Source organism: Bradyrhizobium sp. Kon10 (genome assembly GCF_055807395.1).
The window spans coordinates 170,766-188,575 of sequence record NZ_JBVVOZ010000012.1 but is presented as its reverse complement, the minus strand read 5'-3'; the positions used below and the strand labels follow the sequence as shown (position 1 = coordinate 188,575).

The window sequence follows — 17,810 nt, the reverse complement described above, 5'->3', positions numbered from 1 at the left end:
GGCGCGACTTTTGTTGTTCTGTACCTCGACGTTAAGACATGGCAGGAAGGGGCGCAACACAACCCCGCCGGAGGGCCGCCATGCTGTTTCCAACCACGATCGCCGGCTCCTTGCCGAAGCCGGAATGGCTTGCCGAACCCAACATGCTCTGGGCGCCCTGGAAGTCGCAAGGTGACGAGCTTGTCCGCGCCAAGCGCGACGCAACCATGCTTGCCGTGAAAATCCAGGAGGACGCCGGCATCGATATCGTCACCGAGGGCGAGCAGGCGCGGCAGCACTTCGTGCACGGTTTTCTGGAGAAGATCGAGGGCATCGACTTCGCCCACAAGGTCGAGATGGGCATCCGCAAGGACCGCTACAAGGCGATGGTGCCGCAGGTGGTGGCGCCGCTCCGACTCAAGGGGCGCGTCCATGCCGACGAGGCGCGCGTGGCGCGCACGCATACCAGGAAAAAGCTGAAGTTCACCCTGCCCGGCCCGATGACCATCATCGACACCATCGCCGACCGTTACTACGGCGACCGCGTCAAGATGGCGTTCGCCTTCGCCGAGCTTCTGAATGAAGAAGCCAAGGCGTTGCAGGCCGATGGTGTCGATCTCGTGCAGTTCGACGAGCCCGCCTTCAACGTCTACATGGACGAGGTCAACGATTGGGGCATCAAGGCGCTGGAGCGCGCCGCGCAAGGCCTGACCTGCGCCACTGCCGTGCATATCTGTTACGGTTACGGCATCAAGGCCAATACCGACTGGAAGGAAACGCTCGGCACGCAATGGCGGCAGTATGAGCAGATTTTTCCGGCGATCGATGCGAGTCCGATCCAGCAAGTGGCGATCGAGTGCCGAAATTCGAAGGTGCCGCTCGATCTGCTCGCGCTGCTCCAGAACAAGATCGTGCAGGCCGGCGTGATCGATGTTGCCAGCGACACGGTCGAGACCGCCGAGGACGTCGTCAAGGTGATCGACGCGGTATCGAAATTCGTGCCCAAGAGCAACATCATCGCGACCACCAATTGCGGCATGGCGCCGATGCGGCGCGACATCGCCGAAGCCAAGCTGATGGCGCTCGGCGCCGGCGCCGCGCTGGCGCGCGAGAAGTTGGTGTGATGCCGGCGATCCGGCTGCGCTTTGTTGTCGCAGCGCTTGCGACGACCACGATGCAGACGCACGCGGAAGATCGCTCCGTGCTGCGCAACTGCAAGGCCATGGTCGAGCGCGCGTCGAAGGATGCGCATGCTGCGAGCGAAGCCGAGCTGACCCGCTGCCGCCAGGTGATCCGCGAATGGGCGCTGCGCGACGCGCGGACCAGCGTCGACGAAGACGGTAAGCCGCTGCGCTAGCCGCGCGCCGTCGGATGCAACACAGGCCGATATCCCGCGATCATTGCCCGCAGCGTGGAAGGTGCCGTCAGCAACATCGGGCGATCAAGGGTGCCCGCATGCGGGGCGTAGCCCGCGGGTGACCACAGCAACGTCTTGCCACGCGTCACCAGAAAGCTCTCATCGCCCTGCTGGATCATCGCGCCATCGGGCAATTCAGCGAGCGGCATCGGCAGCGCATGCAGCCGCTTGTTGCCGCGATCGAGCCGCTCGCGGTGCAGCACCGCGTCCATGGCCTTGGCGCTGAGGTCGGTTGCACCATTCCCCGCTTTCCATGCGTTGCGAAACCGGATGGCATCCTCGCGGCGACAGAAGAAGCAGGGCCGGTGGCCCGCGGCAAGAGCTGTCGCCTCATCGAGAAAGAACAGCTCGGTCCAGCTTCGCCGCGCCATCACCGGCCGCCGCCAGCCGCGGAATTCACACAGGCACGTGATCCAGGCCGGCGATGACCAGCGCCTTTTCAGCAGCGTCTTGGTCGCGGGATCGTGGATGATGCCGCGATTGCCGGTGAACATCCCGCGATGTGGCGTGGCGATGATGTCGCCGGTCGGCGTGACGCGATTTTGCAGGGGCATGGCTGCCTCTGCCCGTCATTGCGAGCGAAGCGAAGCAATCCAGACATGCATCCGCGGAAGCAGTCTGGATTGCTTTGTCGCGGAGCCTGTCATCGGGCCGCGCTTTGCGCGGACCCGGTGGCTCCTCGCAATGACGGCGATAGTCACGCCGCGCCATCACGCAGCGGCGGGTGATACGACAGCGCGGTGTCCCAAGGGAAGAAGATCCAGGTGTCCTGCGACACTTCGGTGATGAAGGTGTCGACCAGCGGGCGTCCCTTCGGCTTGGCATAGACCGTGGCGAAATGCGCATCGGGCAGCATCTCGCGCACCAGCTTGCCGGTCTTGCCGGTGTCGACGAGGTCGTCGACGATCAGAAGCCCCTTGCCGGTGCCGCCGCCGAGCTTCATCGCCGCGTCGGAAATGCCCTTGAGAACCTGAAGGTCGCCCTGCTTGGTGTGATCGTAGCTGGCGATGCAGACCGTATCGATCACGCGTACCCCGAGCTCGCGCGCCACGATCGCGGCCGGCACCAGGCCGCCGCGCGTGATCGCGATCACCGCATGAAACGGACCGACCTCGTTCAGGCGCCAGGTCAGTGCCCGGCAATCCCGGTGGAACTGGTCCCACGATACCGGGAAGGCCTTGCCCGCGCGCTCCTGCGCGCTCAGTTCGGGTGGTTCACCAGCCATTATCGTCTCCTGCCATTCGTCTGCCGGCGGCTCCTGCTACCGGGTGATGTTCAATCCTGCCAGCATTTCCTTCACCGCCGCCATCGCGGCTGCGAGCTTGTCCGCATCGCGCGAGCGCACCACGAGATTGGTGTTCGGCTTGGAGTCCTCGTCCATGAAAGGATAGCTGCCGATGATGGTCTCGGGGTGCTCGGCGGCAATCGCCCGCAGCGGGCTGCCGATGTCGCCCTCCCGCGCGTTGGCGCGGACCGATTCGGAGAGCATGCGGACGCCGGACTTCAGCTTGGGCGAGACGATGTCCATCATCGCCTGCATGATCGACGGTACGCCGGCCATCACGATGACGTTGCCGATCTTGAAACCGGGGGCGAGGATAGTGGCACTCTGGATCAGCTCGGCGCCATCGGGGATGCGGGCCATGCGCAGGCGGGCCTCGTTGAGGTCCTGCTCGCTCCAGCGCTCGCGGAAGCGGGCGACCACCTCCGGGTGATGGTCGATGCCGACGCCAAAAGCCTTGGCGACACTGTCGGCGGTGATGTCGTCGTGGGTCGGCCCGATGCCGCCGGTGGTGAAGACGTAGGTGTAACGATGCCGCAGCGCATTCAAGGCGGCGATAATGTCGTCCTCGTCATCGGAGACGATTCGGACTTCCTTGAGGTCGATGCCGATATTGGTCAGATATTCGGCGATGAAGCCGATATTCTTGTCCTTGGTCCGGCCGGACAGGATTTCATCCCCGATGACCAGAATGCCCGCCGTGACGATCTCGCTCATAAATTACGTCCCTTACCTGTCGTGCCGAATTTGCCGGGGTAACGCGTTGAAGTCACGCGGTTTTGCTGCCGAAATAAGCAGTCCTCAGCCATTTTTTCAGGCAAGCCCCAGGCGATATCAGCCAAATGTCTCAAGTCCATGCTTATCGCGCTGGCCCGGCCCTTGCTACCGCCTAGGAAAGTCATGCACTCTCGCCGCATGGCCTCGGGACGTTGCGGTCTTCACCAGGACCGACACGACCTGAGCAATGGCGCAGCGCCTGGGGAAAACAGTCGGGATCTATGGCAGTCGCGTTTGATGAAATGAACATTCCCGGCGGGGACCTTCGCCCCGCCTATCAGGAGCTGGCGCGCTGGCTCAAGGAGACGCCTCCGGAGGCGCTCGAATATCGTCGCCAGGAAGCCGAGCTCCTGTTCCGCCGGATCGGCATCACCTTCGCCGTCTATGGCGAGGCCGAATCGACCGAGCGCCTGATTCCCTTCGACGTCATCCCGCGGATCATGTCCGGCAAGGAATGGGCGCTGCTGGAAAAGGGCCTGAAGCAGCGCGTGCGCGCGCTCAACATGTTCCTGCGCGACATCTATCACGGCCGCGACATTCTCCGCGCCGAGATCGTGCCCGACGACCTCATCTTCCAGAACCCGGTGTTCCGGCCCGAGATGAACGGCCAGCAGGTGCCGCACGACGTCTACGTGCACATCGCCGGTATCGACATCGTCCGCGTCGACGCCAACGACTTCATCGTGCTGGAGGACAATGCACGCACGCCGTCCGGCGTGTCCTACATGCTGGAAAACCGCGAGATCATGATGCGGCTGTTTCCGGATCTGTTCGCCCGCCACAGGGTGGCGCCGGTCGAGCGATATCCGGACGAGCTGCTCTCCGCGCTGCGCTCGGTCGCGCCGCAGAGCGCTTCGGGCGAGCCGACGGTCGCGCTGCTGACGCCCGGCGTCTACAACTCGGCCTATTACGAGCACTCCTTCCTCGCCGACAAGCTCGGCATCGAGCTCGTGGAAGGGCGCGACCTCATCGTCAAGAACAACGAAGTGTTCATGCGGACGACGGAGGGCGTGAAACGTGTCGACGTGATCTATCGCCGCGTCGACGACGATTACCTCGATCCCCTCACCTTCCGCCCCGATTCCGCGCTCGGCGTGCCCGGCCTGATGTCGGCCTATGCGGCCGGAAACATCACGCTCGCCAACGCCGTCGGCACCGGCATCGCCGACGACAAGGCGATCTACTCCTACATGCCGGATATCGTGAAATTCTATCTCGGCGAGGAGCCGATCCTGAAGAACGTTCAGACCTGGCGCTGCCGCGAGCCGAAGGACCTCGCCTATGTGCTGGATCATTTGGGCGAGCTCGTCGTCAAGGAAGTGCACGGCTCCGGCGGCTACGGCATGCTGATCGGCCCCGCTGCGACCAAGGCGACGATCGAAGCGTTCCGCGAAAAGCTCAAGCGCGAGCCGGAAGGCTTCATCGCCCAGCCGACGCTGGCGCTCTCGACCTGCCCGACTTGCACGGCAAGCGGCCTCGCGCCACGCCATGTCGACCTGCGGCCCTTTGTGCTCACCGGCAGCAAGAGCACGACGATCGTGCCGGGTGGACTCACCCGCGTGGCTCTGAAGGAAGGCTCCCTGGTGGTGAATTCGAGCCAGGGCGGCGGCACCAAAGACACCTGGATATTGGACGAGTAGAGAGATGCTGTCGCGTACCGCCGAAAACCTCTACTGGCTCGCTCGCTATGTCGAACGGGCCGAATATCTCGCGCGCACCATCGATGCGACCTTGCGCGTTACCGCTCTGCCGGCCGCCTATATCGGCAAGACCAATGAATGGGACTCGGCGCTTCTCACCGCCGGCGTCGCCGCGAGCTTCTATCAGCAATATGAAGAAGCCAACGAGCACAACGTCGTCGAATACCTCTCGTTCTCGCCGAACAACCCGTCCTCGATCCGGAACTGCATCGAGGCGGCGCGGCTGAACTCGCGCTCGGTGCGTACCGCGCTGACCAGCGAGATGTGGGACACCATCAACTCGGCCTGGATCGAATTGCAGGAGGTCTGGAGCAAGGGCACCTCGACCCGCGAGGAATTGGCCAAATTCCTGCGCTTCGTCCAGGAGACCTCGCTGCGCTTCGACGGCTCGGCCTACCGCACCATGCTGCGCAACGACGCCTACTGGTTTTCGCGAATGGGCTTGCATCTAGAGCGCGCCGACAACACCGCACGCATTCTCGACGTGAAGTACCACGTGCTCTTGCCCGAGGAGGAACATGTCGGCGGCCCGCTCGATTTCTATCAGTGGACCTCGATCCTGCGTTCGGTCTCCGCGTTGACGGCCTATCATTGGGTCTATCGCGAGACGCTGAAGCCGTGGCTGATCGCGGATCTGCTCATCCTCAACGACACGCTGCCGCGCTCGCTGGCAAGCTGCTACGGCAATCTCGTGCGCAATCTCGACCAGATCGGCGTCGCCTATGGCCGCCAGGGCCCGGCCCAGCGCCACGCCCGCGGCATCCGCAACCGGCTCGAACACAGCAATATGAACGACATTTTCCAGCATGGCGTCCATGAATTCATTCAGGAATTCATCACGGACAATTCCAGGCTGGGCGAAATCATCACGAAGCAGTATTTGATCTGATCCATGCCGTCATTCCGGGATGGTCCGAAGGACCAGACCCGGAATCTCGAGATTCCCGGTCCGGTGCTGCGCACCGTCCGGGAATGACGCCAGAACAACGGTTCACCATGCGCCTGCGAATCCAGCACATCACGACTTATCGCTACGAGCCGCAGGCCACCAGCGTGATCCAGATCCTGCGCATGACGCCGTGCAGCCATGACGGACAATATGTGGCGGAATGGCAGATCGACGTCTCGACCGACACCAAGCTCGACACTCATGAGGACGCCTTCGGCAACGTCACCCATGTCTTGTCCTGCGGCCCCGTCGACGACATCAGGATCACGGCCGAGGGCCTGATCGAGACCCACGACACCGGCGGCGTGCTGCGCGGCGCGGACGAGCGCTTTCCGGCCGGCATGTTCCTGCGCACGACCGAATTGACCGAGGTCAATCCTGCCATGGCGGCGGTCACGCGCCAGCTGCGCAGCGAGGCGGAGAGCGACACGCTTGGCTTCCTGCACACGTTGATGACGCAGATCAGCGAGCACATGACCTTCGACGAGGACCCGACCAACAGCGGCACCTCGGCCGCCGAAGCGTTCACGCTCAAGCGCGGCGTGTGCCAGGACTACGCGCATATCTTCATCGCCTGCGCCCGCACCGGCGGCGTGCCGGCGCGTTTCGTCTCCGGCCATTTTTTGCGGTCCGACGGCACAGTGCATCAGGAGGCCGGCCACGCCTGGGCGGAGGCGTATGTCGACGGCCTCGGCTGGGTCGGCTTCGATCCCGCCAACAGCATCTGCACCACCGATGCCCATGTCCGCGTCGCGATCGGGCTCGATTATCTCGGCGCCGCACCCGTGCGCGGCACCCGCTACGGCGGCGGCGCGGAGACACTGTCGGTCGAAGTCAAGGTCGAGCAGGCCGGCCGCGGCGGACAATCGCAATCGCAATCACAACGGCAGAGCTGAGCCGCGCCACACGCACACACCTCATCCTGAGGAGGCGCGCAAGCGCCGACTCGAAGGATGGCCGCGGGCGAGATCCGGGCCTTCATGGTTCGAGACGCGTGCTTCGCACGCTCCTCACCATGAGGATCGCGGGAATTGGGGTTGGAGCGGCTGTTGAAATTGGCTAGTAATTCCGCGCAAACGCGTTCGGGGATTGGAAATGACCTATTGTTGCGGAATTCTGGTGCGGGACGGGCTCGTCATGATCGCCGATACCCGCACCAATGCCGGCCTCGATAACGTCTCGACCTTCCGCAAGCTCCACATCTTCACCAAGCCCGGCGACCGCATCATGGCGATTGCCAGCGCCGGCAACCTCGCCATCAGCCAATCGGTGCTGTCCACCCTGACCGAGGGCCTGGAAGATCCCAACACGGGCGAGATCGAAACGCTGATGAACGCGCCGACCATGTTCCAGGCCGCCCAGCGCATCGGCCGGGCGATCCGGGCGGTGCATGCGACCGAGGGCCCTGCGCTAAAGTCCGAGGATGTCTCGTTTGACGTCTCCTTCCTGTTCGGCGGCCAGATCAAGGGCGCGCGCATGCGGCTGTTCATGGTCTATACCGCCGGCAATTTCATCGAATGCACCACCGACACGCCTTACCTGCAGATCGGCGAGCACAAATACGGCAAGCCGGTGCTCGACCGCGCAATGCACTATGACGTCGAACTCTATGAAGCACTGAAGACCGGACTAATCTCGATGGATTCGACCATGCGCTCGAATCTCGGCGTCGGCCTGCCGATCGACGTGCTAGTGGTGCGGGCGGACGCTTGTGACGCCGATCTCAATCATCGCATCGAGGCGGGCGAGCCGTATTTCCACGATTTGCGCTCGCGCTGGTCGGCGGCCTTGCGCGCCGCCCATCAGAACATTCCGCGGCCGCCCTACAAGAACGAAAAAGAGCCCAAGAGCTAATCAAGAATACCTAGTCAACAAGACCTAGCAGAAAAGGCAGGAAACGATGAGTGAAGCAAACAGGATCGCAGTGGTGACGGGCGCCGGCACCGGCGTCGGACGCGCAGCATCGCTGGCGCTGATGAACACCGGCTTCACCGTGGTGCTCGCCGGCCGCAGGCTCGACATGCTCGAGGAGACGGCGAAGCTCGGTCCAGCGGGAAAAAGCCTCTGTGTCACCGCCGACATGACCAAGCCGGAGCAGATCGCCGCGCTGTTTGACAAGGTCAAGGCGACCTATGGCCGGCTCGACGTGCTCTTCAACAATGCCGGCATGGGCGCGCCGCCGGTGAATTTCGAGGATCTGAGCCTCGAGCAATGGCAGGCGGTGGTGAACACCAACCTCACCGGTCCGTTCCTGTGCACCCAGCACGCCTTCCGCATCATGAAGGACCAGACCCCGCGCGGCGGCCGCATCATCAACAACGGCTCGATCTCGGCGCATGCGCCGCGGCCGTTCTCGGCGCCCTACACCTCGACCAAGCACGCCATCACCGGCCTGACCAAGGCGAGCAACCTCGACGGGCGCATGTACGACATCGCGGTCGGCCAGGTCGACATCGGCAATGCCGCAACGCCGATGACCGACCGCATGGTCGCCGGTCCCGGCGTGATGCAGGCCGACGGCACGATGAAGCACGAGCCGCGCATGGATGCCAAGGCGGTCGGCGATGCCGTCGCCTACATGGCCGGCCTGCCGCTCGATGCCAACGTGCTGACCATGACGGTGATGGCGAGCAAGATGCCGTTCGTGGGACGGGGCTGAACCAAAACTGCGAAAACAACCCCATGCACAGTAGGCATGGGGTTGCAAGCTGCCTTAGGCAAGCAGGGTGAGTGAGGTCGACTAAATCCCTGTGCTGCGTCCCCAATCGCCCAGCAACGAGCAGGTCGCATCGAAACCGATACCGGCGATGCTGTCCGGCGCAATGCCGGCCTTTCCAACCGCGCCGCGCACGCTGCGGCACACGGCACGCCAGATGTCCTCGCTCGATTGCTCGACAATGTCGCCGGCCTCGCGCCAAAGCGTGATGTCAGCCCTATCGGTGCCGGCAAGTCTGCCGGAGCGATCGAAGACGCCGGCTCTTGCACTGCCAGTACCGACGTCGATGCCAAGAAAATGACGAGTCACCTCGGATGCCCTCACCGATAAAGCAACAGATCGAAGATGCGGAAGCGTTACAGGTCGTTGCTCTGCGGCAGGATCACGAGGTCGCGGATCGTGACATTTCTCGGACGGGTCAACATGAAGAGCACCGCCTGCGCGACTTCGGTCGGCTGGATCAGTCCACCTGCCGCCATCTCCTCCTCGAGCTTCTCCTTCGGCCAGTCGCTGATGAGCGCGGTCACGACCGGTCCGGGTGCCACGGCGCCGACGCGCAGACCATACTTGGCGACCTGCCGACGCACGGTATGGACAAAAGCCTGCACGGCATGTTTCGAGGCAGTGTAGATCGGCTCCCAGACGACAGGGACGAGACCGGCGATCGAACTGGTGACAATGATGTCGCCGCTCTTGCGCTCGACCATGTGGGGCAACACCGCGTGGATGGAGCGAAACAACGCGTTGACGTTGAGGTTGAGCATGCGGTCCCAGGCGTCGGGGTCGCCATCGAGCACCTCGCCGCCAACATAGGTTCCGGCATTCGCATGGAAGATGTCGAGCTGGCCGGCCCTTTCCAACACCTGCGGCATCATGCCCGCCATGCTCGCATGATCGGTCAGATCTATGCGCAGCGGGATCGCGTTCTCGCCAAGCTCGGAACAGACGCTATTCAGCGCATCCTCCGCCCGGTCGACCAGCACGACGCGCGCGCCAGCTCCGATCATCGTCCTGGCGCATTCGAGACCGATGCCCGAGGCGGCGCCGGTGATCGCGGCAACTTTTCCTGCAAGTTCCTGGCCCACGGTCGATCCTCTTGTTGGAGTTGTCTAGGCTCGGCCATGGGAGACACGCGAGCGTCGTGCCAGCGAGTCGACGATGACCGCAACGGCAAGTACGGCGCCCGTGATCATGTACCGAAGCGACGACGAGAGATCGAGCAGCGTGAGGCCGCTGGCGATCGACTGGATGACGATGATGCCGAGCAGTGCGGAATAGGCGCTGCCACGGCCCCCAAACAGGCTGGTGCCGCCGATAACCGCCGCGGCGATGGCATTGAGGTTCACGTCTCCCGTGCCGGCCTGCTGGCTGGAAGATGCGAGCCGCGCAGCTGCAAGGATACCGCCGGCAGCTGCCAGCGTGGAGCACAGCACGAAGGCACTCGCATGGATGCGGCGAACGTTGATGCCGGCGCGACGGGCGGCCTCGCGATTGCCTCCGACCGCGCTCATTGAGCGACCCCATTTGGTTCGCTTCAGCGCATAGTTCATGACCACGCACAAGCCGACGAACAGGCCGAACATCCATGGAACGCCGCGGGCGAGATTGAGATAGTACACTATGAATTCGAGCACGATGACGACTAGCGCACCCTTCAGCAGAAGGCGGCCGAGCGAACTTGCAGATAGTCCCGCCGCTCGCCTGCGCGCGGCCATCCGATAGCCGGTCGCGAATACGACCGCGCCGGCAAGTGCTGCGAGCACGTAGGATACGACCGGTGGCATGACCAGCATCTGTCCGAAATTGACCAGCGGAGATCCATAGGGAAGGTTGATCGAGCCGGACGAGCCGAGCAGATAGAGTTGCAGGCCGAGCCACGCCAGCAGGCCGGCCAATGTCGAGACGAAGCTCGGCATGCCAAGACGGTTGAACAAGAAGGCATAGAGGGCACCGATGGCGGCACCGAGCCCCAGCGCGGTGACGATCGCCAGCGCCAGGGGCCAATCCTGATTGACCCACAGCACCCCGACCAGTGCGGAGGAGAACCCGCTCACCGAACCAACCGAGAGGTCGATCTCGCCGACCATCAGGATACAAACGATGCCGAGCGAGATGACGCCGACGGTCGAGCAATCGAACAGCAGATTGACCAGATTGTCAGGGGCCAGGAAGACCGGGTTGAGGCTCTGGAATGCGGTGCAGATGATCAGCAGACCGACCACGACCGGCAGAGAGCCGAGGTCGCCCGACCGCACTCGGTCGACAAAGGCGCCGATGGTGCCGCCGATCGTGTCCGCATGTGCGACCCGCTCGTCGCGACGGTCCAGCAACCGAGCGGTCGAAACCCGTTGCGTGTTGTCGGTCATGGTCGCACCTCCCGCGGTTGCTGCGCGCGGCGTCGGCTGGCGCGCCGGGAGACCGAATTCTCGTCGGCACCCGTGATGGCCGTGACGAGATCCTGGTTGGAAACGTCGGGTCCGAATTCGCCGTTGTTGCGGCCGAGGCGCAGCACCACGATCCGGTCGGCGACGGCGCGCACATCCTCCATGTTGTGACTGATCACGATGACGCCCAAGCCGCGGGCGCGCACGCGCTCGATCAGGTCGAGCACCTCTGCGGTCTGCGCGACGCCGAGCGCTGCAGTAGGCTCGTCGAGCAAGATGAGCTTCGGCTCGGTCAGCAGCGAACGCGCGATCGCCACGGTCTGGCGCTGCCCGCCTGACAGCGACGCGACGGGTTCGCGCACGCTCGGAATGCGCGCCGACAGTTCGTTGAGCAATGTCCAGGCGCGGATCTCCATGGACACCTCGTCGAGCCTGATTGGATTGAGCTCGCGGCCGAGGAAGATATTGGCGACCACATCGAGGTTCTCGCAGAGTGCCAAATCCTGGAAAACGGTGGCGATGCCGAGGCGAAGCGCCGTGGCCGGATCGGGCAGGACAACATGTTCGCCATCGAAGGCGATTGTCCCCGAGGTGGGCTGGTGCACGCCGGCCAGAATCTTCACCAGCGTCGACTTTCCGGCGCCGTTGTCACCGACAAGCGCCACGACCTCTCCCGCATGCACGTCGAGATCGACGTCGGCAAGGGCGGACACGGCGCCGAAATTCTTGGAAATGCCGCGAAGCCTCAGGACGGGTTCGCCTGGCCCCTCCTGCGGGTGATCGACATCCGAGATCGTGGACATTTTCGCGTCCCGCCTTCCCTTCGTTCATCCCGGCCGCATCGAGCGGCCGGGATGCTGCTTCGCTTACTGCGTGATGCCGAGTTTCTTGCATCCGGCGGCATATCGGCCCGTGCAGAGCTGATCGGCTGTCTGGATCTTCTTGTCGATGATCTCCGCCTTCAGGTTCTGCTGGGTCACGACCGCCGGAATGAACAGCTTCGAGGGCGTGTTAAAGAGCGTGGTTTCCGCCTTGGGCGCGGCGCCGGAGAGGAATTCCACCGCCGCCTGGGCCGCGGCGGCCGCAACGATCTCGCTGGGTTTGGAGATCGTATTGTACTGATCACCGGCGATGATGAGCTGAAGCGCGGCAATCGTCGCATCGTTGCCCGTTACCGGGGGCACCGGGTCGATACCGGCGGCCTTGAAAGCGGCAATTGCGCCACCGCCCGTACCATCATTGGCGGCGACGACGCCAAGGATTTTCTTGCCGAAGCGGGTGACCTGGCCGCTCGCCCACTGCTGCGCCTTGGGCGGCGCCCACTCGGGCGTGTCGTATTCGGCGAGAATTGGATAGCCGCTGTTGTCGAGGCCCGCGTGAATGCCCTTCTTGATCAGCCCCGCGGCGGCATCGGTCGGCGATCCATTGATCTCGAGCACCCCTTCACCGTTCTTCGGCGTGACCTTGGCGTCCTTCAGGTGCTTGACCAACGATTCCGAGATGGCCTTGCCGATGCCTTCATTGTCGAAGGAAACGTAGAAGTCGGCCTTGGCATCCGGGATCGGGCGGTCATAGGCGATCACCCTGATGCCCTGGGACTGTGCCATCTTGACCAGCGAAGCGGCGGCGGCCGAGTCGACCGGATCGAGCACGATCACCTTGGCGCCCTGCGAGATCACCGAGTTGAATTGCTGCTGCTGCCGCGCGGCGTCCGCGCTGGCATTCTGATAGACGACCTTGCAGCTCTGGCAGAGCTTCTTCATCTCGGCAGCAAAGCCTGGATAATCGTGCTGCTCGTAGCGGGTGGAGGCCTGGTCGGGCATGAGGAAGGCGACGGTTGCGTCTTTCACCTCCGCGGCACGCGAGGACATGGCCGTTGCGCCGAGTAGCGATAGGGCGAGAGCGGCGGAGCATGTAGTCTTGAACGAGGGCTTGGTCATTCGGACTTCCCTTTCAGAAACTGGGTGTTAAAGTGCTGCTCGTTGATATTTCGGAGACACGTCCTCCCTGCTTCTGCAGCCGGATGACAACGGCGGTCACCACCGAAGTCCTTCGAAGCCATGCGGAATTTCCGGACAGACAATCTCCTTCGCAGGCTGCCATCGGCACGCCCACGTCATTCTTTCCGTAATCGTCCTCCTCCCTTGCTCCTCCCGGTTAGGCGGCGCGTGCCGCGTTGATGTTGTCGGCCAGCAATCGTCTGAAGCGCGAGGGCGGCATGCCCTTCTCGGCCAGGAACTGACGGTTGAAATTGGAAAGATTGTTGAAGCCGACCTGGAAGCAGATGTCGGTGATAGAAGCGTATTCGTCGCTCATCAGGATCTGGCAGGCGAGATTGATGCGGAGCCGCTTGACGTATTGCACAAGTGACATTCCCGTGTGCCGGCGGAACGAACGCGAAAACGCGCTTTGCGACTGACCGGCAATCGCCGCGAGATCGGCTTCGCCGAACGGCTGCGTCAGGTTCTCGCGGATGAAGGCCAGCGCCTTGTTCGTTCCAGCCGACATGTAGCCGGACGGATCGGGCAAATAGTTCGGGCTGGACAGCGGCAGTGCACCGCGGGCGCGGCAGAGCGTTCCCAGGATCATCATGAATAGCTCGATCCGACGCACGCCCTTGGCCGCCACGATCTCCTCCATCAGCGGGGCCAGCTCCTTGCTTGTGCTGCCGGCAAACAGGACACCGCGTCGGGAGAATTCCAGCAGCGCGGCGAGACCCGACAGCTCGGGCATCAGCCTCATCGTGTCGCCGATGAATTCTTCGCTGAACTGGATGATGCGGCCGCGCAGCGGGATCGTCGTTTCCGCCGGCAGATCGCTTACCCAATTGTGCGGCAGGTTAGGTCCAGTGAGCACGAGATTGCCCGGGTCGAACTGGCCGATGAAATCGCCGACAAAATACCGACCGCTGGTCGCCACGACCTGGTGGATCTCGTATTCCGGATGAAAATGCCACCTGACGGTATGGAACGGATACCCGTGCGACCAAGCCTTGAATGACTCACCGCGCCGTATCTGGACGACTTCCAGGTCTGGTTCCATGCCCGTTCCCTCCTGGCCGGCCCGGTTTCTAAATATCCGGGCTCGTCCCCGATGGCTGAATTTGCTCAGCTCTCGCTATTGCTCGAAACCTAGCGAGTGGTGGCCGCTGCCGCCACCACGATTCAGATGCCGAACCGATACTCTTTTGACATCTCTGGGCTGGGCGCCGCAATATCGGGCGTCCTCAAGCCTCGTCCGGCCCCTACTCCAGGCTCTCCACCCGTCGCAGGGTCGGGAACAGCTTCATCCACAGCAGCGCCACCGCGACGGTACAGACGCCGCCCAACACCGCGGCCGGCATGGCACCGAGCAGCGCGGCGGCCACTCCGCTTTCGAACTGGCCGAGCTGGTTCGAGGCGTTGATGAAGAGGAAGTTGACCGCGCCGACCCGGCCGCGCATCTCGTCGGGCGTGGCGAGTTGCACCAGCGAGAAGCGGATCACGACGCTGATCGTGTCGGCCGCGCCGAGGATGGCGAGCGACAGCACCGACAGCCACATCCAGGACGACAGCGCGAACACGATGGTGGCGATCCCGAACACGATCACGGCCTGGAACATGCGCATGCCGACATGGCGCGTGATGGCGTGGCGCGCCAGCACCATGGTCATCAGCAGCGCGCCGACGGCCGGCGCGGCGCGCAGGATGCCGAGCCCCATCGGGCCGGTCTGGAGGATGTCGCGGGCATAGATCGGCAATAGCGCAGTGACGCCGCCGAACAGCACCGCGAACAAATCGAGCGAGATGGTGCCGAGGATCGCCGGATTGCCGCGGATGAAGCGGACGCCGGCAAAGATGTTGTCGGTGCTATCCTCCTTGGCGACCGCCTGCGGGCGCGGCTGGATGAAGCCGGTCAGGATCATGCCAACAATCCAGAACAGCAGCATCAGGCCATAGGCGAGATGCGGCGCGATCGCATAGGCAAAGCCGCCGAGCGCGGGACCCGTGATGGTCGCGACCTGCCCGGCGCCGCTCGCGATGGCCGTTGCGCGCTGGAGCGATCCCTGCGGCGCGATCAGCGGCAGCAGCGCCGCGCTGGTCGGGCTTTCGAAGGCACCGGCGATGCCGAGCACGAAGGTCGCGACAAAAATCTGCACTTCGCCGACCGCGCCCAGATAGGTGCTGATGGCGAGATACAGCGCCGTTGCCGCTTCCACCAGCTGGCAGAGCTGGACCACGCGCTTGCGCTCGTAGCGATCGGCGGCGTGGCCGGCAACGAACACCAGCAGCGCCGTGGGCAGGAACTGCACAAGGCCGACCATGCCGAGGTCGAAGGCCGAGCCGGTGAGATCGTAGATCTGCCAGCCGATCGCGACCGCCGCGATCTGGCTGGAGAAGCGCGACAGGCTGCGCGAGAGCAGGAAGAACAGGAAGGCGCGGTGGGAGAGGAGCGCGCGGGCGCTGACCGGCTGATTTGCTGAGATCGGCTGCTCTGTCTTTGCCTGTTCGGTCACGCCCGGACGATCCGCCCCTTGATATCGACGCGCCCCGCGTGGCCGACGCGGACCTGCTTGTCAACAGCGGGCGGTTTTGGCGGCCTCCCGGCATTGCCTTTGCAACGCCGGCGCTGCCATAATCATTGCGGGATTGGGGACATCATGCTGCGGCTGCAATCGGCACTCGGCGTTTTCGCATTGCTGCTGATCGCCTTCGCGCTGGCGGAGAATCGCCGCGCCGTCTCGCTGCGCCAGGCGGCGATCGGTCTTGCCATGACCTTCGTCACCGCGATCGTGCTATTGAAGGTGCCCGTCGTCGCGCACGCCTTCGGCGCCATCAACGACGCGGTCAGCGCGATCTCCGCGGCCTCGCGCGCCGGCTCCTCGTTCGTGTTCGGCTATATCGGCGGCGGTACCCTGCCCTTCGAGGTCAAAGTGCCGGGCGCCGACTTCATCCTGGCGTTCCAGGCGCTGCCGATCGTGCTGGTCATGAGCGTGCTGACGACACTGCTGTTCTATTGGCGTGTGCTGCCGCCGATCGTGCGCGGCATGGCGTGGTTATTGGAACGCACGCTCGGGGTCGGCGGCGCGGTGGGGCTGTCGACCGCGGCTAACATCTTTCTCGGCATGGTCGAGGCGCCGCTGTTCGTGCGGCCGTATCTGGCGCAGATGAGCCGAAGCGAATTGTTCCTGGTGATGACGGGCGGCATGGCCGGGATCGCCGGCACCGTGCTGGTGCTCTATGCGACGCTGCTTGCTCATCTGATCCCTGACGCGGCCGCGCATTTCGTCATCGCCTCCGTGCTAGGCGCGCCGGCGGCGATCCTCGTCAGCCTGATCATGGTGCCGGAGACCAGCGACAAGCGCACCGGCGGTGCGCTCGAGGATCCGGAGATGCAAGTCTCCAGCACGATGGATGCGATCGTGAAAGGCACCGGCGCAGGCCTCGAGCTGCTGCTCAACATCGTCGCCATGCTGCTGGTGCTGGTGGCGCTGGTCTATCTCGTCAATGCGATCCTCGGATTGCTGCCGAACATCGGCGGCGGCGCGATCTCGCTGCAACGCCTGCTTGGGCTGGTGATGGCGCCGGTGTGCTGGCTGATGGGACTGCCCTGGGATCAGGCGGTGACGGCGGGAAGCCTGATGGGCACCAAGACCGTCCTCAACGAATTGATCGCCTATGTCGACCTGTCAAAACTTGCGCCGGACGCGCTCGATGCCCGCTCGCGGCTGATCATGCTGTACGCGATGTGCGGCTTCGCCAATTTCGCCAGCCTCGGCATCATGATCGGCGGCTTGGGGGTGATGGCGCCGGAGCGGCGCGAGGAGATCAACGCGCTGGGGCTGAAGTCGATCGTGTCGGGCACGCTGACGACGTGTTTGATGGGGGCGGTGGTGGGGGTGTTGACGTAGGTTTCTCCCCGCCGTCATTCCGGGGCGATGCGCAGCATCGAGCCCGGAATCCATTTCACTTCGCGTGATGCCGCCCGATGGATTCCGGGTTCGCGCCAAGCGGCGCGCCCCGGAATGACAAGGAGGTCACGCCTTCAACTCCACCGTCTTGAACTCCGCCGGCAAAATCACTTCCAGCAGCTCGACGTCATCCGAATAATCCAGGATCATGTGCTTGATCCTCGGCGGCTGGGTCCAGGCACTGCCTTGCCTCATCAGGGTCTCGCCCTCGCCCTCCATGTAGGTCTTCACCCACCCCTTGAGCACGTAGACCATCTGGAAGTCGACGGCATGGAAGTGGAGCTTCGACACTTCCTCCGTATTGCAGGGGCCTTGCAGGCGGATCACGTGCGCTTGCGCCAGACCGTGGGAGGCAGCGGCGATGCCGAGGTCACGGTATTTCGCATAGGCGCGCAGACCGTCGGCCTTGAAGTCTTCCTCGCGGTAATGGCTGATCGCGATCCGCTGCTTCGGGCGCGCAGCTTTTTTCGGAGTGACAGCACGAGCCTTCGCCTTCACCGCCTTGCGCGCCGATGATCGCGCAGCCGCCTTGGCTCCGCTCCGCTTCTTCACCGCGGCTTGCGTTGCGCTGCGCGATTTTGCTTTCTTGGCCATGGGCCGCCTCCCGCTTTTGTTGTGGGGGAGACGCTAGCACGGAAACGATTTCGTAGCTTGGG

General features: G+C 63.7%; 18 protein-coding genes and 1 pseudogene. 8 read left to right on the top strand and 11 right to left on the bottom strand.

Annotation, left to right across the window (positions count from 1 at the left end; all coding sequences use genetic code 11):
• Positions 1–80: 80 nt before the first annotated feature.
• Entirely contained in the window at positions 81–1,103 is a 1,023-nt protein-coding gene (locus tag AC0L2O_RS19000) for a methionine synthase (protein ID WP_369722852.1), read from the top strand.
• Complete coding sequence (locus tag AC0L2O_RS18995) at positions 1,103–1,336, top strand: hypothetical protein (RefSeq protein ID WP_369722850.1); 234 nt, start codon at positions 1,103–1,105, stop codon at positions 1,334–1,336. The genes AC0L2O_RS19000 and AC0L2O_RS18995 overlap by 1 nt, the downstream gene beginning before the upstream one ends.
• On the opposite strand, the gene AC0L2O_RS18990 is transcribed toward AC0L2O_RS18995, so the two are convergent.
• From AC0L2O_RS18990 to AC0L2O_RS18980, 3 genes are all read right to left on the bottom strand, one after another.
• Positions 1,333–1,950 carry a hypothetical protein gene (locus AC0L2O_RS18990; protein ID WP_369722848.1) on the bottom strand — a complete coding sequence of 206 codons (618 nt, stop codon included), beginning with the start codon at positions 1,948–1,950 and terminating at the stop codon, positions 1,333–1,335. The two genes, AC0L2O_RS18995 and AC0L2O_RS18990, sit on opposite strands and share 4 nt — an antisense overlap.
• 143 nt (positions 1,951–2,093) lie before the next feature.
• A complete protein-coding gene (gene gpt / locus AC0L2O_RS18985) occupies positions 2,094–2,621 on the bottom strand; it encodes a xanthine phosphoribosyltransferase (protein WP_369722846.1) in 528 nt (175 codons plus the stop codon).
• A 36-nt stretch (positions 2,622–2,657) separates the two neighbouring features.
• Positions 2,658–3,395, bottom strand: coding sequence for a competence/damage-inducible protein A (locus tag AC0L2O_RS18980; protein WP_473370747.1), 738 nt, complete (start codon positions 3,393–3,395; stop codon positions 2,658–2,660).
• A gap of 281 nt (positions 3,396–3,676) precedes the next feature.
• Here AC0L2O_RS18980 and AC0L2O_RS18975 point away from each other — a divergent pair, with 281 nt between their 5' ends.
• The 5 genes from AC0L2O_RS18975 to AC0L2O_RS18955 all read left to right on the top strand — a co-directional run bounded on the left by AC0L2O_RS18975 (position 3,677) and on the right by AC0L2O_RS18955 (position 8,763).
• A complete protein-coding gene (locus AC0L2O_RS18975; protein WP_369722844.1) occupies positions 3,677–5,095 on the top strand; it encodes a circularly permuted type 2 ATP-grasp protein in 1,419 nt (472 codons plus the stop codon).
• Positions 5,096–5,099: 4 nt separating this feature from the next.
• A complete protein-coding gene (locus tag AC0L2O_RS18970; RefSeq protein ID WP_369722842.1) occupies positions 5,100–6,044 on the top strand; it encodes an alpha-E domain-containing protein in 945 nt (314 codons plus the stop codon).
• A gap of 107 nt (positions 6,045–6,151) precedes the next feature.
• Positions 6,152–7,000 carry a transglutaminase family protein gene (locus tag AC0L2O_RS18965; protein WP_473370746.1) on the top strand — a complete coding sequence of 283 codons (849 nt, stop codon included), beginning with the start codon at positions 6,152–6,154 and terminating at the stop codon, positions 6,998–7,000.
• 199 nt (positions 7,001–7,199) lie between these two features.
• Entirely contained in the window at positions 7,200–7,958 is a 759-nt protein-coding gene (locus AC0L2O_RS18960; protein ID WP_369722841.1) for a proteasome-type protease, read from the top strand.
• A gap of 46 nt (positions 7,959–8,004) precedes the next feature.
• Positions 8,005–8,763 carry an SDR family oxidoreductase gene (locus tag AC0L2O_RS18955; RefSeq protein ID WP_369722839.1) on the top strand — a complete coding sequence of 253 codons (759 nt, stop codon included), beginning with the start codon at positions 8,005–8,007 and terminating at the stop codon, positions 8,761–8,763.
• A gap of 99 nt (positions 8,764–8,862) precedes the next feature.
• Here AC0L2O_RS18955 and AC0L2O_RS18950 read toward each other — a convergent pair.
• The 7 genes and pseudogenes from AC0L2O_RS18950 to AC0L2O_RS18920 form a co-directional block, all read right to left on the bottom strand.
• Positions 8,863–9,129: pseudogene (locus tag AC0L2O_RS18950) on the bottom strand (FGGY family carbohydrate kinase); the annotation flags it as partial.
• A 47-nt stretch (positions 9,130–9,176) separates the two neighbouring features.
• A complete protein-coding gene (locus AC0L2O_RS18945; protein WP_473370745.1) occupies positions 9,177–9,905 on the bottom strand; it encodes an SDR family oxidoreductase in 729 nt (242 codons plus the stop codon).
• Positions 9,906–9,929: 24 nt separating this feature from the next.
• Entirely contained in the window at positions 9,930–11,186 is a 1,257-nt protein-coding gene (locus AC0L2O_RS18940) for a sugar ABC transporter permease (RefSeq protein ID WP_473370744.1), read from the bottom strand.
• Positions 11,183–12,007, bottom strand: a complete 825-nt coding sequence (locus AC0L2O_RS18935) for an ATP-binding cassette domain-containing protein (RefSeq protein ID WP_409188161.1) — start codon at positions 12,005–12,007, stop codon at positions 11,183–11,185. Before AC0L2O_RS18935 ends, AC0L2O_RS18940 begins: the two co-directional genes overlap by 4 nt.
• A gap of 63 nt (positions 12,008–12,070) precedes the next feature.
• Complete coding sequence (locus AC0L2O_RS18930; protein ID WP_409188160.1) at positions 12,071–13,144, bottom strand: ABC transporter substrate-binding protein; 1,074 nt, start codon at positions 13,142–13,144, stop codon at positions 12,071–12,073.
• A 217-nt stretch (positions 13,145–13,361) separates the two neighbouring features.
• Positions 13,362–14,246 (bottom strand): cupin domain-containing protein, encoded by an 885-nt coding sequence (locus tag AC0L2O_RS18925; protein WP_473370743.1) that lies wholly within the window; start codon positions 14,244–14,246, stop codon positions 13,362–13,364.
• A 202-nt stretch (positions 14,247–14,448) separates the two neighbouring features.
• Positions 14,449–15,699 carry an MFS transporter gene (locus tag AC0L2O_RS18920; RefSeq protein ID WP_473370742.1) on the bottom strand — a complete coding sequence of 417 codons (1,251 nt, stop codon included), beginning with the start codon at positions 15,697–15,699 and terminating at the stop codon, positions 14,449–14,451.
• A gap of 144 nt (positions 15,700–15,843) precedes the next feature.
• Between AC0L2O_RS18920 and AC0L2O_RS18915 the strand changes: the two genes are divergently transcribed.
• Entirely contained in the window at positions 15,844–17,094 is a 1,251-nt protein-coding gene (locus AC0L2O_RS18915; RefSeq protein WP_409188158.1) for a NupC/NupG family nucleoside CNT transporter, read from the top strand.
• Between the two features lie 126 nt (positions 17,095–17,220).
• Here the strand turns inward: AC0L2O_RS18915 and AC0L2O_RS18910 are convergent, their stop codons facing one another.
• Positions 17,221–17,748, bottom strand: a complete 528-nt coding sequence (locus AC0L2O_RS18910; protein WP_369722825.1) for a cupin domain-containing protein — start codon at positions 17,746–17,748, stop codon at positions 17,221–17,223.
• Positions 17,749–17,810: the final 62 nt, after the last annotated feature.